The following is a 14,854-nucleotide window of genomic DNA, read 5'->3' as shown; positions in this document are numbered from 1 at the left end:
GCATGTCGCCGCGCGCGGCTTAGGCTGGCCGCATGAGCCTGGCCCCGACGTCCGAACCGACGCCTTTCCCGCCGCCCGCGGATGCGCGGCGCTTGCAGGCCGGCGCCCATGACGATCCGTTTTCCGTGCTGGGGCGGCATGGCGGCCACCTGGCAGCGTTCCATCCCGGCATTGCCGCGCTTGAGGCCATTTGTGCCTCGGCGATCCACCCCCTCACCCGCCACCCCGACGCGCCCGATCTGTTCACCGGCCCGGTGCCGGGCGACGGGCCCTACCGGCTGCGGGCAACGGACGGGGCGGGGAGAAGCTGTGACTACGACGATCCCTATCGCTTTGGCCCGGTGATCGGCGAGATCGACGAATATCTGCTGGGCGAGGGCACGCATCAACGGCTGTGGCAGGTGCTGGGCGCCCATGTCCGCACGCATGAGGGCGCGCAGGGCACCCATTTCGCGGTCTGGGCGCCCAATGCCCGGCGGGTGTCGGTCGTGGGGCCGTTCAACGGCTGGGACGGGCGTCGCCATCCGATGCGGCGGCGCGGTGCGACCGGCGTGTGGGAGATCTTCCTGCCCGGCATCGGCGAGGGCGAGGTCTACAAATACGAGATCCTGGGCGCCGAAGGGCAGGTTCTGCCGCTCAAGGCCGATCCGCTGGGCTTTGGGGCGGAACATCCGCCCAGCACCGCCAGCATCGTGCGCGACATCTCGGGCTATGGCTGGAAAGACGATGCCTGGTTCGAGACCCGCGCAGGTCGCAGTGCCCGCTCCGCCCCCATTTCGATCTACGAGGTGCATCTGGGCTCGTGGCGGCGCAGGATCGAGGAGGGCAACCGCCCGCTATCCTATCGCGAGGCCGCCGAGGAACTGGTCGACTACGCCGCCGAAATGGGATTCACCCATCTGGAATTCCTGCCGCTGTCCGAACACCCGTTCGATGGCTCCTGGGGCTATCAGCCGGTCGGGCTGTTCGCGCCCACCATCCGCCACGGGCCCCCGCACGAATTCCGCGACCTGATCGACGCGGCGCATCGCAAGGGGCTGGGCGTGATCCTCGACTGGGTGCCCGCGCATTTCCCGACCGACGCGCATGGGCTGGGCCGGTTCGACGGCACCGCGCTTTACGAACATGCCGATCCGCGCGAGGGGTTCCACCATGACTGGCAGACGCTGATCTACAATTTCGGCCGGGTGGAGGTCGCCAATTTCCTGTTCTCCAACGCGCTCTACTGGCTTGAGGAATTTCACGTCGACGGGCTGCGTGTCGATGCCGTGGCGTCCATGCTGTACCGCGACTACTCGCGCAAGGACGGCGAGTGGATCCCGAACATCCATGGCGGGCGCGAGAACCTTGAAGCCATCGCCATGCTGCAACGGATGAACACCCTCGCCTATGGCGAGGTGCCGGGCATCCTGACCGTGGCCGAGGAAAGCACCTCCTTTCCCGGCGTCTCGCAGCCGGTGGATGCGGGGGGGCTGGGCTTTGGCTACAAGTGGAACATGGGCTGGATGAACGACACGCTCGACTATTTCGGGCGCGCGCCGGTGCATCGGAAATATCACCATCACCAGCTGACCTTCGGCCTGCTTTACGCGTTCTCCGAGAATTTCGTCCTGCCGATCAGCCATGACGAGGTGGTGCATGGCAAGTGCAGCATGCTGTCGAAGATGCCCGGCACCGATTGGGAGAAATTCGCCAACCTGCGGGCCTATTACGGTTTCATGTGGGGGCATCCGGGCAAGAAGCTGCTGTTCATGGGGCAGGAATTCGCCCAGCGGGCGGAATGGAACCATGCCGGACAACTGGATTGGGGCGTTCTGGGCGCGGAATGGCATGCGGGCGTGCAACGGCTGGTGCGCGATCTGAACGCGCTTTACCGCGCCACGCCCGCGCTGCATCTCAAGGATTGCGAGGCCGAGGGGTTCCGCTGGATCGAGGCGAACGCGGCCGAGATCTCGGTCTATGCCTGGCTGCGCATGGGCGGTCCCGGCGATCCGCCCGTGGCGGTTATCTGCAACCTGACGCCCGTGGAACGAACCGGGTTCCGGCTGGGCCTGCCCCATGCCGGGACCTGGCGCGAGGTTCTCAACACCGACGCGGCTGCCTATGGCGGCGGCAATCGCGGCAATCTGGGCGGTGTTGCGGCGCTTGAGCGGCCGCATCACGGGATGCTCGCCTCGGCGGAATTGACGCTACCCCCGCTGAGCGTGCTCTATCTGATGCCGGACGGGATGTGATTTCGGAGGGGGGAATTTGACGATGGAAATGCGCTACAGTCGATTGTCGAGCCGCAGCATGGCCTTCGTGCTGGCCGGCGGGCGCGGCAGCCGGTTGATGGAACTGACCGACAACCGCGCGAAACCGGCCGTCTATTTCGGCGGCAAGACGCGCATCATCGACTTCGCCCTGTCCAACGCGCTGAATTCCGGTATCCGCAAGATGGCCGTGGCGACGCAATACAAGGCGCATTCCCTGATCCGCCATTGCCAGCGCGGCTGGAACTTCTTCCGGGCCGAGCGGAACGAATATCTCGACATCCTGCCCGCCAGCCAGCGGGTGAACGAACATTCCTGGTATCTGGGCACCGCCGACGCCGTAACCCAGAACATCGACATCGTGGACAGCTATGGCGTTGATTTCGTGCTGATCCTGGCGGGCGATCACGTCTACAAGATGGATTACGAGATCATGCTGCGCCAGCATGTCGCCAGCGGGGCGGATGTGACGGTGGGCTGCCTGACCGTGCCGAATTCCGAGGCCAGCGCCTTTGGCGTGATGCAGGTGGATGCGACCGACCGGATCACCGCCTTTGTCGAGAAACCCGCCGAGCCGCCCACGCTGCCGGGTGATCCGGCGACCTGCCTGGCCTCGATGGGGATTTATGTCTTCGACTGGAAATTCCTGCGCGATCTTCTGATCCGCGATGCCGAGGATCCGAATTCCAGCCATGATTTCGGCAAGGACCTGATCCCCCAGATCGTGAAGAACGGCAAGGCGATGGCGCATCGCTTCGCCGAATCCTGCGTGCGCGATCATCCCGAGGCCAATGCCTATTGGCGCGACGTGGGCACGGTGGATGCGTTCTGGAAGTCGAATATCGACCTGACCGATTTCACGCCCGAACTGAACCTGTGGGACCGCAACTGGCCGATCTGGACCTATTCCGAAAGCGTGCCGCCCGCGAAATTCGTCCATGACGAGGAGGACCGGCGCGGTACGGCGGTGTCGTCGATGGTCTCGGGGGGCTGTGTCATCTCGGGGACCGAGGTGCGCAACTCGCTTCTGTTCACGATGGTGCATACCAATTCCTACTCGGTGCTCGATCACGCGGTCGTGCTGCCCTATGTCGTGGTGGGCCGACATGCGCGGCTGAAGAATGTCGTGATCGACCGCGGGGTGGTCATCCCTAACGGGTTGATCGTCGGCGAGGATCCGGACGAGGACGCGCGCTGGTTCCGGGTGACCGAGGGGGGCGTGACGCTGATCACCCAGTCGATGCTGGACCGCAGGGCCGCTGCCGCATGATCCGGGTCCTGTCCGTCGCCTCGGAATGCGTGCCGCTGGTCAAGACCGGCGGGCTGGCCGATGTGGTCGGCGCACTGCCTGCGGCGCTGGCCGCCGAGGGGGTCGAGATGCGGGTGCTGCTGCCGGGCTATCGGCCCGTGCTGGCCGCGCTGCCCAAGGCCGAACCCGTCTGGCAGGCCGATGACCTGTTTGGCGGGCCGGTACGCCTGTTGCAGGGGGCGACGGCGGGGCTGTCGCTGTTCGTCCTTGATGCGCCGCATCTCTATGACCGCCCCGGCGGCCCCTATCTGGACGAGGCCGGGCAGGACTGGCCCGACAACGACATGCGCTTTGCCGCGCTCTCGTGGATGGCCGCGCGGATCGGGGTCGAGGGTGCGGGCGAGTGGCGGCCCGATCTGGTCCATTGTCACGACTGGCAGGCGGGGCTGGCGCCGATTTATCTCAAGGCGCGCGGAGTCGATCTGCCCAGCGTGATGACGGTGCACAACATGGCCTTTCGCGGGTTGATCCCGCCTGACCGGCTGGCCGCGCTTGCCTTGCCCGGCTGGGCGTTTCAGCCCGATGGAATGGAATTCTACGGCCAGATCTCGGCTCTGAAGGCGGGGCTGGTCTATGGCTGGAAGGTCACGACCGTCAGCCCAACCTATGCGCGCGAACTGACCGGCCCGGATTTCGGCGCGGGGTTTGACGGCGTGATCCGTGCGCGCGGGGCGGATGTGTCGGGCATCCTGAACGGCATCGACGAGGCCATGTGGAACCCCGCCACCGACCCCCATATCTCGCCCTACAAGGCCCCGCGCGGCAAGGCAAAGGCCCGCGCCGCGCTGATCGGGGAAATGGGCCTGCCCGAGGGCGATGGCCCGCTTTGCGTCGTCGTTTCCCGTCTGAGCGAACAGAAAGGGCTGGACCTGCTTCTGGAGGCGCTGCCGCGGCTGATCGCGCGGGGCGGGCGGCTGGCGATGCTGGGCTCGGGCGATCCGGTGCTCGAGACGGCATGGCGCGACGCGGCCGAGGCGCTTCCGGGCGTCGCCGTGCGCATCGGCTATGACGAGGCGCTGTCGCACCGGATGATCGCGGGGGGCGATGCGATCCTTGTGCCCTCGCGCTTTGAACCCTGCGGGCTGACGCAGCTTTACGGGTTGCGCTATGGCACCGTGCCGGTTGTCGCGCGCACCGGGGGGCTGGCCGATACGGTGATCGACGCCAACCCCGCGGCGCTGGCGGCGGGCGTTGCGACGGGCGTGCAGTTCGCCCCTGTCACGGCCGGGGCGCTGGCCACCGCGCTGGACCGGCTGTGCGATCTTCATGCCGATCCCGCGACCTTCCAGAAGATCCAGCGCAACGGCATGCGCGCGCCGGTCGGCTGGGGCGTGTCGGCTGCCGCCTATGCCGCGCTTTACCGGGAGATCGCGCGCCCCCGATGACCTTGCCCACGACGATCACCGCCGGCCGCCCGGACCCGCTCGGCGCCCATTTCGATGGCGAGGGCGTCAATTTCGCGCTGTTCTCGGAACATGCCAGCCGCGTCACGCTGTGCATTTTCGACGAGAACGGCCGCAACGAGATCGCCAATATCGACCTGCCGGAATGCACGCACCATGTCTGGCACGGCCATATCGCCGGGCTGATGCCGGGCCAGCATTACGGCTATCGCGTCCACGGCCCCTATCGACCCGACCAGGGGCATCGTTTCAACCCCTACAAGCTGCTGATCGACCCCTATGCGCGGCGGCTGTCGGGGCATCCGATCTGGAACGACGCATTGATGGGCTATGAGATGGGCTCACCGCGGGCCGATCTCAGCTTCGACAAGCGCGACAGTGCGCCCTACATGCCGCGCTCCATCGTAGTGGCCGACAGTTTCGACTGGGGCGCGGATGCCCCGCCCCGCACCCCGTTGACCGAGACCGTGATCTACGAGGCCCATGTCCGCGGCCTGACCATGCGTCATCCCCAGGTCCATGCACCAGGCAGGTTCCGCGCGCTGGCCTCTGACCAGATGCTGGAACACTATGTCCGCCTGGGGATCACGGCGGTCGAACTGTTGCCCGTGCATGCCTTCCTGAACGACCGCTTTCTGGTGGAAAAGGGGCTGCGGAACTACTGGGGCTACCAGACGCTGGGCTATTTCGCGCCTGAACCGCGCTACATGGAAAACGGCGATATCGCCGAGTTCCAGCGCATGGTCGCCCGCTTGCATGCCGCCGGGATCGAGGTGATCCTGGATGTCGTCTACAACCACACCTGCGAGGGCAACGCGCTTGGCCCGACGCTGGCCTTTCGCGGTATCGACAATGCCAGCTATTACCGGCTGGCCGATGATCGGCGCCATTACATCGACGACACGGGCTGCGGCAACACGCTGAACATCGACCATCCGATGGTGCTGCGGATGGTGATGGACAGTTTGCGCTACTGGGTCGAGGTGATGCATGTCGACGGCTTCCGGTTTGACCTTGCGGCGGCGCTGGGCCGGGGGCCGGATGGGTTCGATGCGCGTGCGGCGATCTTTCAGGCGATCCGGCAGGATCCGGTCCTGTCCCGCGTCAAGCTGATCGCCGAGCCCTGGGATATCGGCCCTGGCGGCTACCGGCTGGGCGGCTTTCCGGCGCCGTTCCTGGAATGGAATGACGGGTTCCGCGACGGCGTGCGCAGCTTCTGGCGGGGCGATCCGGGGCGGGCGCCGGATCTGGCCGGGCGGCTCACGGGGTCGGCCGCGCAGTTCGATCACTCGGGGCGGCCTGCCACCTCGTCGGTCAACATGGTATCCGCCCATGACGGCTTCACGCTGGCCGATGTGGTCAGCTACGCCACCCGCCACAACCTTGCCAATGGCGAGGAGGGGCGCGACGGGCATTCGGCGAATTACTCGGACAATCTCGGCGTCGAGGGGTCGACCGAAGATCCCGCGATCCTTGCCGCGCGGGCGCAGCGGCGGCGCAACATGATGGCGACGCTGCTGCTGGCGCAGGGCACGCCGATGATCCTGGCGGGCGACGAGCTGGGCCACACCCAGCAGGGGAACAACAACGCCTATTGCCAGGACAACGCGATTTCATGGCTCGACTGGCACGGGGCCGATCACGCCTTCCTGCGCTTTACCGCGCGGATGATCGCCTTTCGCAAGGCGCATCCGATTCTGCGGCAGAAGCTGTTTCTCCATTCCCGCGAGCGGGCCATCGACGGGATCGAGGATTTGTTCTGGCGCCGGGCCGATGGCGCGCCGATGACCCGCGCGGATTGGGAGGATCCGGAGTTGCGGCTGATCGCGGTCGAGCTGCGCACCGCGGCCGGCACGCCCGAATATGCCGCGCAGGAACACGCGATCTTCGCCGTGCTGAACGCGGGCCCTGCGGTCGACGTGTCCGTGCCCGACGCCCCCGAAGGCCTGCGCTGGAGCCTGAATCTGGATACTTCGCGCCCCGACCTTGTCCCCGAACCTGTCGCGGGGCCGCTGGCAATGCCCGCCGAGGCCGTGGCCGTGCTGGTTCTGGAGCCCGCACCATGACAAGCGCGCTGTCACGGCTTGCCGCTCTGGCGGGGATCCTGCCGCAGTATTGCGATCTGGAGGGCGTGACGCATGAGACCGGCCCCGAGACGGCGCGCGCCCTTCTGGCAGCGATGGGTCTGGCCGCCGGGTCCGAGGCCGAGGCGGCCGGAACGCTGGCCGCGCTGAAGGTCCGAGAGGCCGCCCGGCCGTTGCCTGCGTGGCTCGTTCTCGAGGCCGGGACCGCCCCGGTGCTGCGGCCGACATGCGGAGGGGCCTGGCGGCTCGAACTCGAGGACGGCACCTGCCACGAGGGTCGGGCCCAGGATACCCTTTCGCTGCCGCCCCTGCCGCCTGGCCTGCATGATCTGATCATCGGGGGTCACCGCACGACGCTGTTATCCGCGCCCCCCCGCCTGCCGCTGCCGCCGCGCGGCTGGGGGGTGACGGTCCCGCTTTATGGTCTGCGGGATGCGGAAACGGGCGGGCTGGGGGATTACGCCGACCTCTGCGCGGTTACCGTCGGGATCGGGGCGCTGGGCGCGGGCTTTGTGGGCATCAATCCGATCCATGCTGGCTTTCCGGGCGATCCGCAGGCGATCAGCCCCTACTCGCCGTCCAGCCGAAGGCGGTTCAATGTCGCCCATCTGGCCTGTCCGGGCGAAGCCCGAACGCCTGGCGGGGCGCTTGTGGATCACGCGCCCGCAATTGCCGGGCGGCTGGCCTGCCTGCGCGCCGCCTTTGCCGCGATCGGCCCCGACGAAAGGGCGGCACTGGCCGGGTTTCGCGCGGCCGAGGGGGCGGATCTTGACCGTTTCGCCTTGCATCAGGCGCTGTCGGACCGGTTTGGCCCCTACTGGTCCGACTGGCCGGCGGCGTATCGCGCGCCCGATACCCCGGCCGTCAGCGCCTTTGCCGCCGAGAACCCGGACGCCATTGCCTTTCACGCTTGGCTGCAATTCCGCGCGGAACGCCAGCTTGGCGATATCCGCGTAGCGGCCCGGGATGCGGGGATGGCGCATGGGCTTTACCTCGATCTGGCGGTCGGGACGCATCCCGCCGGTGCCGAGACGTGGGCCGATCCGGACCTTTTCGCACGCGGCGCAACGCTGGGTGCGCCGCCCGATCCCTTTGCGCCGCAGGGCCAGAACTGGTCGCTGGCGCCGATGATCCCGCAGGCGCTGGCCGCCCGCGGATTCCGGCCGCTGGCCGAGATCCTGCGCGCGCAGTTGCGCTTTGCCGGGCTCTTGCGGATCGACCATATCCTGGGCTTCGAGCGTGCCTTCTGGGTGCCCGGCGACGGCCCCGGCGCCTATGTCGCCATGCCCAAACCCGCCCTGCTGGCCGTCGCCCGGATCGAGGCGGCGCGGGCGGGCGCGGTGATCGTCGGCGAGGATCTGGGCGTGGTCCCCGAGGGCTTGCGCGCCGATCTGGCCGCGTCGGGCATCCTCGGCTGCCGTCTTGCGATGTTCGATCTGTGCCCCGAGGACTGGCCGGAGGCGGTGATGGCCAGTTTCGGCACCCATGACCTGCCCCCGTTCGCGGGCTGGCGGCAGGGTTCGGATATCGACTGGCACGCCCGGCTTGGCCATGTCGCGCCCGGGCGTTTGGCCGAACTGCGCCGTTGCCGGGCAGACGCGGTCGCCGATCTGGCCCGGCGCGCGGGGGGTGAGGATGTCGAGGCGCTGCATGGCTATCTCGCCGCAACCCCCGCCCGTCTGGTCGCGCTTCAGATCGAGGACCTGCTGGGCCGGACCGATCAGGCGAACCTGCCCGGCACCGTCGATACCCATCCGAACTGGCGCCGCCGGATCGGACCGGGGTCAGCAAGGCTTGCGCAAGAGCCCATGCTTTCGCGCGCCGCGGCAGCGATGCGCCGATCGGGGCGGCTGGGTGCAGGGGAAGTGCCGACCGGGCCTTTGGAAAAAGGCGCGGATCCTCCCGCGAATGCCTGTCATGCAACCGTTACGATTCCCGTATCAGCATCTGCGGGCGGGTCGCTGCGCCTGCCCGGACAAGGCACGTCGCAGGTCACGAGCGGAGGAGATGCCATGGCAAAGGGAAAACCCGAAGACGACCGTATCCAGGAGGCCGCCTATCACATCTGGAACCGGGAGGGACGGCCAGAGGGCAAGGAAGAGGAACATTGGTTCCGGGCGATCGAGGAATTGCAGGGCGCGACCGAGACCGGGACGCCCGCTCGCGCCAAGCCTGCCCGAAAGAAGACGACGGCCAAGCCGAAAAAAGACTGATCCGGATCCTTGTGTTCCGAAAACCGGTCCGGTGCGCCTGCCGCGCGGTAGGCAAAGCCGTGCTCGACGATTCATCCGTTGGCAATAGTTCTGCGTAACAGTGCTGGCACCGAGCCAGTCAGAACGACACCGGAGAGACGCGATGAAATGCGCAACCTTGCTCGCCGCTGCAGCCCTAGCGATTACGGCTGCCGCACCTGCCTCTGCCGAGGGGTTCCGCGCGGTCGAAAGCCGCTCGGGATTCGTCAGCCTCGTGGACGGCAAAAGCCTCAAACGTCTTGGAATAAACCTCGCAGTGACGCCCGGCGGTGAAATCCGCGGTCAGGCCTTTGGCCAGCGCGTCACCGGGGCCTGGCGTTGGGATGGCAGGTATTTCTGCCGTGACCTCAAGTTCGGAACGCGTGACCTTGGCCCGAATTGCCAGCTCGTTCTAGTGAATGGCCGCACCGTGCGCTTCGTCGCCGACAAGGGCACGGGCGAGCATGCTGACCTGAGGATCGAATAGCTGCGCCAAAGGCGCACCCGGCACCGCGGCCCCGCCTGCCCGAACTGGTTGGCGGGGCGCTCTGCTCTCTTTCGGCGCGGTCAGAAATCGACCGCGATGCCCTTCTTCTCCCAGTCGCCATAGCGCACCGGCTCGGGTCCGTCCCGGCCGCCCAGCTCGGGCGGCAGGTCCGGTGCCTGTGCCGCCTTGCGCCGCGCTTCGGCTTCCTGCAGCGCGCGGATCGCCGCGGGCGGCAGGTCCTTGCGGGATGTCTCGGTCATCGCATGGCCTCCTTGCCGGGTCGCGCCCCTTGATATACCCCGGCCCGGGCAGTGAACAAGCAGGGCCGGAGCGATGGGCGAGACCGGAGACAATGCACGATCCGCGGCCTTGCGGCTTCTGGCGGGGGTGTTGGATGAACGCCGCACGATGGCCGAACTGGTCGCGCCCGACGGGCTGCTGGGCGCGCTCGGCCCCGGCGACCGGGCGCGGGCGCAGCGGCTTGCGATGGCCACGCTGCGCCATCTGGAACGGGCGGACCGGGTGCTTAAGCCACATCTGCGAAAGCCTCCGTCCCCTGCGCTGCGCCATATCCTGCGGCTGGCCACGGTCGAGATGCTGGAGGAGGGCGCCGCCCCCCATGGTGCGGTCAACGCGGCCGTGACGCTGGCTCGCTCTGGGCAGCGCGCGCAGGCGATGGCGGGGCTGGTCAATGCGGTGCTGCGCAATGTGGCCGACACGCCGCCCGCCGAATGGCAGGCGCTGCTGCCGCAACGCCTGCCCGGCTGGCTGCGCGGTCGTCTGGACAGCGCCTGGGGACGGGCGGCCGTCACCGGGATCGAGGCGGCGCATGCCGCGGGTGCGCCGCTCGATCTGACGCCGAAGGATGGCGATGCGGTCGCGCTGGCCGGGCTGATGGGGGCTGTCGCGCTGCCCACCGGGTCGGTGCGGTTGGCGACACCGGGACAGGTTTCGGCCCTGCCCGGCTACGACAGCGGGGCCTGGTGGGTGCAGGATGCCGCGGCAGCGCTGCCCGCGAAGATCCTCGCCCCGCGCCTTGGCGAGCGGGTCTTGGACCTGTGCGCCGCGCCGGGGGGCAAGGCGCTGCAACTTGCTGCCGCGGGGGCGCAGGTGACGGCGGTGGACGTTTCACCGGCGCGCATGGCGCGGGTGGCCGAGAACCTGGCGCGCACCGGGCTGGCGGCCGATCTTGTGACCGCCGACTTGCTGGACTGGACCCCGCCCGCCCAGGCCGAGGCGATCCTGCTTGATGCGCCCTGTTCGGCGACCGGCACGATCCGCCGCCACCCCGACCTGCCCTTCGCCAAGGATGCCGCCGCGATCAAGCCGCTTTTCGCGCTGCAGGCGCAGATGATCGACCGGGCGCTTTCCATGCTTGCACCCGGGGGGCGGCTGGTCTTCTGCACCTGCTCGCTTCTTCCCGAGGAAGGCGAGGCCCAGATCGAGGCCGCGCTCGCGCGTCACCCCGCGATTGCCCCCCGCGCGCCCGAGGCGCCCTGGATCGAGCCTCATTGGCGCACGGCCCATGGCGCGCTCAGGCTGCGCCCCGATTTCTGGGCCGAGCGCGGCGGGATGGACGGCTTCTACATCGCCTGTCTTGTCAAGACCGGCTGACCGGCTTTTCGTCGGTGACAGCGCGTGGCCCCGCCGGTATTGTCCTGCCGCCGACCTCGAAGCCCGAGAGCAGATCCCAACCGATGGCAGACGCCCAGCAGAGCGCCCCCCCGCCCCGGCGGCGCGGCGAAACGATGAACCGCCTTCAGGCGCGGCTCTGCACGTTGTCGCGTGGGTCGACGGGTATTGCCCGGCAGCCTGAACCGCGCTCGATCGGCAGTTTCGCCCGGGGGCGGCAGCTCTGTGCGGGGACCTTCCTGTTCGCGGGGGGTGTCGTCGAGGCGCCCGACACCCCGATCTGGGATATCGCCATGCCCTCCGCGCGCTTTGCCGAGGAGGTACACGGTTTTGCCTGGCTCGACGATCTGGCGGCCGCGGGCGACGGGGCGGCGCGCAGGCGGGCGCAGGACTGGACGCTGGGCTGGATCGACCGGTTCGGTCGGGGAAAGGGCCCCGGCTGGGCGCCCGACCTGACCGGGCGGCGGCTGGTCCGCTGGCTGCACCATGCACTGATGTTGCTCAATGGTCTGGAACCCGCGCGTTCCGAATCGGTGTTCCGCTCGCTCGCCCAGCAGACGCTTTTCCTTGCCCGCCGCTGGCAAAGCGCCTATCCCGGCCTGCCGCGTTTCGAGGCGGTGACGGCGCTGGTCTATGCCGGGCTTTCGCTGAAGGGGATGGAAAGCCACCTGGCCCCTGCGCTGAAGGCGCTGGAGCGGGAATGCGCCCGCGAGATCGACGAGGGCGGCGGGCTTGCCTCGCGCAATCCCGAGGAATTGCTTGAGGTTTTCACGCTGCTGACCTGGGCCGAGGCTGCGCTGCGCGATGCAGGCCGCGAGCCCGCCCCCGCCCATGGTGCCGCGGTGGGGCGGATCGCACCCACGCTGCGGGCGTTGCGCCATGCCGATGGCGGGCTTGCCCGGTTCCACGGTGGCGGGCGGGGGTCCGAGGGGCGGCTTGACCAGGCGCTGGCCGAGGCGGGGGTCAAGCCGCGCCCGGTGCGCGGGCTGGCCATGGGCTATGCGCGGCTTTCGGCAGGACGGACCACGGTGATCGTGGACGCCGCCCTGCCGCCGCCCACGGCAGGGGCGCATGCCTCGACGCTGGCCTTCGAACTGACATCCGGCCGCCGGCCGGTCATCGTCAATTGTGGCTCGGGCGCCGGGTTCGGGGACGAGTGGCTGCGGGCGGGGCGGGCGACGCCCTCCCACTCGACGCTGGCGCTCAGGGGGTTCTCGTCCTCGCGCCTTGCGCCCCGGCGGTCGGGAAGCGGCCTGTCGCCGCTGGCCGAACGACCCAGAAGCGTCGAGTTTCGCGCCGAAACGGGACCTGCGGGCCACAGCCTGACGGCGTGGCATGACGGCTATGGGCCGACCCACGGGCTGACCCATGTGCGCCAGTTGATGCTGGCCTATGACGGGCGTGCGCTGTCGGGCGAGGAGACTCTGGCCGCCTTTGCCGATGCCGAACGTGCGACTTTCGACCGCATGCTGGGCCGCAGCGGCGGCGAGGGCATCGCCTTCGACATCCGCTTCCACATTCACCCCGATGTCGATACGGAGATAGACATGGGCGGCGCGGCTGTGTCGCTTGCCCTGAAAAGCGGCGAGATCTGGGTATTCCGCCATGACGGCGCGGCCGAATTGCAGCTTGTGCCCAGCGTCTATCTGGAAAAGGGCCGCGCGGGGCCGCGCGCGACGAAACAAATCGTTCTCTCCGCCCGCGTGATGGATTATGCGAGCCTCATCACATGGACCCTGGCCAAGGCCCAGGACGGCAGCACCGCGCAGGCTCCGCACGACCTCGGGCAAGAGGACGAGGTAGAGCAGGCGTGGGTGCTGCCCTGGGCGCGGCGGGTCCGACCAGACCACGAAGGATAGACCATGACCGACCTGGTGCCCCTGCGCCGCGCGCTGATTTCCGTTTCCGACAAGGCCGGGCTCGTCGAGCTTGGCCGGGCGCTGGCCGCGCGGGGGGTGGAACTGCTGTCCACCGGCGGAACGGCGCGCAGCCTGCGCGAGGCCGGGCTGGGCGTGATCGACGTTGCCGATGTGACCGGCTTCCCCGAGATGATGGACGGCCGGGTCAAGACCCTGCACCCGATGGTGCATGGTGGGCTTCTGGCGCTGCGCGACAACCCCGCCCATGTCGCCGCGATGGAAAGCCACGGGATCGGCGCGATCGACCTTCTGGTGGTCAACCTCTACCCGTTCGAGGAAACCGTGGCCGCGGACGGCGATTATGCCGAATGCATCGAGAATATCGACATCGGCGGCCCGGCGATGATCCGGGCGGCGGCGAAGAACCATGCCTTTGTCAACGTGGTCGTGGATACTGCGGATTACGCCCCGCTACTGGCCGAGTTCGAGGCGCAGGGCGGTGCGACCACGCTGGCCTTCCGGCAGGCGCTGGCGCAGCGGGCCTATGCGCGGACGGCGGCCTATGATGCGGCCGTGTCCAACTGGATGGCGGGCGCGCTGGGCAAGACGGCGCCGCGGCGGCGTGCCTTTGCCGGGACGCTGGCCCAGACGCTGCGCTATGGCGAGAACCCGCACCAGCGCGCGGCCTTCTATGTCGATGGCTCGGACCGGCCCGGTGTTGCCACCGCGACCCAGTGGCAGGGCAAGGAGTTGAGCTACAACAACATCAACGACACCGATGCCGCGTTCGAACTGGTCAGCGAGTTCCTGCCCGCCGATGGCCCGGCCTGCGCGATCATCAAGCACGCCAACCCCTGCGGCGTGGCCCGTGGCGCGACGCTGGAAGACGCCTACCGCCGCGCCTTCGACTGTGACCGGACCTCGGCCTTTGGCGGGATCGTGGCGCTGAACAGCCGCCTTGATGCGGTGACCGCGCGGGCGATCTGCGAGATCTTCACCGAAGTGGTGATCGCGCCCGCCGCCGACGATGCGGCCAAGGAGATCTTTGCCGCCAAGAAGAACCTGCGCCTGCTGACCACCGGGGGGCTTGCGAACCCGGCTGCGCCGGGGCTGGCCTTCCGGCAGGTTTCGGGCGGGTTCCTCGTGCAGGATCGCGACAATGGCCGGTTGACGCGCGACGCGCTGAAGGTGGTGACGAAACGCGCGCCGTCGGAGGCCGAGATCGCCGACATGCTGTTCGCCTGGACGGTCGCCAAGCATGTGAAGTCGAACGCCATCGTCTATGTCAGGGACGGCGCGACCGTGGGTGTCGGCGCGGGCCAGATGAGCCGGGTGGACAGCACCCGCATCGCCGCGCGCAAGGCACAGGACATGGCCGAGGTGCTCGGGCTTGCAGCGCCGCTGACGCGCGGATCGGTTGTCGCGTCGGATGCGTTCTTCCCCTTCCCCGACGGGCTGTTGACAGCGGCCGAGGCGGGGGCGACGGCGGTGATCCAGCCCGGCGGGTCGATGCGCGACGACGAGGTGATCGCAGCCGCGGACGAGGCGGGACTGGCAATGGTCTTTGCCGGCATCCGCCACTTCCTGCACTGACGCG

At 68.5% G+C, this 14,854-nt stretch carries 10 protein-coding genes; 9 read left to right on the top strand and 1 reads right to left on the bottom strand.

The window, feature by feature from the left end; translation table 11 throughout:
* The first annotated feature begins 32 nt into the window (after nt 1–32).
* The 6 genes from glgB to NHN26_RS00200 all read left to right on the top strand — a co-directional run bounded on the left by glgB (nt 33) and on the right by NHN26_RS00200 (nt 9,766).
* Nucleotides 33–2,234 (top strand): 1,4-alpha-glucan branching protein GlgB, encoded by a 2,202-nt coding sequence (glgB, locus tag NHN26_RS00225; RefSeq protein WP_253087526.1) that lies wholly within the window; start codon nt 33–35, stop codon nt 2,232–2,234.
* 22 nt (nt 2,235–2,256) lie between these two features.
* Nucleotides 2,257–3,522 carry a glucose-1-phosphate adenylyltransferase gene (glgC, locus tag NHN26_RS00220; RefSeq protein WP_435594154.1) on the top strand — a complete coding sequence of 422 codons (1,266 nt, stop codon included), beginning with the start codon at nt 2,257–2,259 and terminating at the stop codon, nt 3,520–3,522.
* Complete coding sequence (gene glgA / locus NHN26_RS00215) at nt 3,519–4,946, top strand: glycogen synthase GlgA (protein ID WP_253087525.1); 1,428 nt, start codon at nt 3,519–3,521, stop codon at nt 4,944–4,946. Before glgC ends, glgA begins: the two co-directional genes overlap by 4 nt.
* The gene (glgX, locus tag NHN26_RS00210) at nt 4,943–7,030 is read left to right on the top strand and encodes a glycogen debranching protein GlgX (RefSeq protein WP_253087524.1); all 2,088 of its coding nucleotides are present in this window, start codon (nt 4,943–4,945) and stop codon (nt 7,028–7,030) included. The genes glgA and glgX overlap by 4 nt, the downstream gene beginning before the upstream one ends.
* Nucleotides 7,027–9,261: a 4-alpha-glucanotransferase gene (gene malQ / locus NHN26_RS00205; protein ID WP_253087523.1), complete on the top strand. Its 2,235-nt coding sequence runs from the start codon at nt 7,027–7,029 to the stop codon at nt 9,259–9,261. Before glgX ends, malQ begins: the two co-directional genes overlap by 4 nt.
* A gap of 142 nt (nt 9,262–9,403) precedes the next feature.
* Entirely contained in the window at nt 9,404–9,766 is a 363-nt protein-coding gene (locus tag NHN26_RS00200) for a dihydrodipicolinate reductase (protein WP_132693386.1), read from the top strand.
* A gap of 80 nt (nt 9,767–9,846) precedes the next feature.
* Here the strand turns inward: NHN26_RS00200 and NHN26_RS00195 are convergent, their stop codons facing one another.
* Nucleotides 9,847–10,026 (bottom strand): DUF1674 domain-containing protein, encoded by a 180-nt coding sequence (locus tag NHN26_RS00195; protein WP_253087522.1) that lies wholly within the window; start codon nt 10,024–10,026, stop codon nt 9,847–9,849.
* 73 nt (nt 10,027–10,099) lie between these two features.
* Between NHN26_RS00195 and NHN26_RS00190 the strand changes: the two genes are divergently transcribed.
* The 3 genes from NHN26_RS00190 (at nt 10,100) to purH (ending at nt 14,850) form a co-directional block, all read left to right on the top strand.
* On the top strand, nt 10,100–11,380 hold the full coding sequence (locus NHN26_RS00190) for an RsmB/NOP family class I SAM-dependent RNA methyltransferase (RefSeq protein WP_253087521.1): 1,281 nt from the start codon (nt 10,100–10,102) through the stop codon (nt 11,378–11,380).
* Between the two features lie 134 nt (nt 11,381–11,514).
* Entirely contained in the window at nt 11,515–13,257 is a 1,743-nt protein-coding gene (locus tag NHN26_RS00185; protein ID WP_253087520.1) for a heparinase II/III family protein, read from the top strand.
* Nucleotides 13,258–13,260: 3 nt separating this feature from the next.
* On the top strand, nt 13,261–14,850 hold the full coding sequence (gene purH, locus NHN26_RS00180) for a bifunctional phosphoribosylaminoimidazolecarboxamide formyltransferase/IMP cyclohydrolase (RefSeq protein ID WP_253087519.1): 1,590 nt from the start codon (nt 13,261–13,263) through the stop codon (nt 14,848–14,850).
* The last annotated feature ends 4 nt before the right edge of the window (nt 14,851–14,854 follow it).

The sequence above is a fragment of the Rhodovulum tesquicola genome (genome assembly GCF_024128855.1).
GTDB lineage: Bacteria > Pseudomonadota > Alphaproteobacteria > Rhodobacterales > Rhodobacteraceae > Rhodovulum > Rhodovulum tesquicola.
This window is presented reverse-complemented; position numbering and strand designations above follow the sequence as displayed.

What these genes read in the sequence shown, in the direction of transcription:
- NHN26_RS00195 (WP_253087522.1), bottom strand. Translation starts at nt 10,026, where the DNA reads ATGACCGAGACATCCCGCAAGGACCTGCCGCCCGCGGCGATCCGCGCG.
- glgB (WP_253087526.1), top strand. Translation starts at nt 33, where the DNA reads ATGAGCCTGGCCCCGACGTCCGAACCGACGCCTTTCCCGCCGCCCGCG.
- glgC (WP_435594154.1), top strand. Translation starts at nt 2,257, where the DNA reads ATGGAAATGCGCTACAGTCGATTGTCGAGCCGCAGCATGGCCTTCGTG.
- purH (WP_253087519.1), top strand. Translation starts at nt 13,261, where the DNA reads ATGACCGACCTGGTGCCCCTGCGCCGCGCGCTGATTTCCGTTTCCGAC.
- glgX (WP_253087524.1), top strand. Translation starts at nt 4,943, where the DNA reads ATGACCTTGCCCACGACGATCACCGCCGGCCGCCCGGACCCGCTCGGC.
- NHN26_RS00200 (WP_132693386.1), top strand. Translation starts at nt 9,404, where the DNA reads ATGAAATGCGCAACCTTGCTCGCCGCTGCAGCCCTAGCGATTACGGCT.
- NHN26_RS00190 (WP_253087521.1), top strand. Translation starts at nt 10,100, where the DNA reads ATGGGCGAGACCGGAGACAATGCACGATCCGCGGCCTTGCGGCTTCTG.
- glgA (WP_253087525.1), top strand. Translation starts at nt 3,519, where the DNA reads ATGATCCGGGTCCTGTCCGTCGCCTCGGAATGCGTGCCGCTGGTCAAG.
- malQ (WP_253087523.1), top strand. Translation starts at nt 7,027, where the DNA reads ATGACAAGCGCGCTGTCACGGCTTGCCGCTCTGGCGGGGATCCTGCCG.
- NHN26_RS00185 (WP_253087520.1), top strand. Translation starts at nt 11,515, where the DNA reads ATGAACCGCCTTCAGGCGCGGCTCTGCACGTTGTCGCGTGGGTCGACG.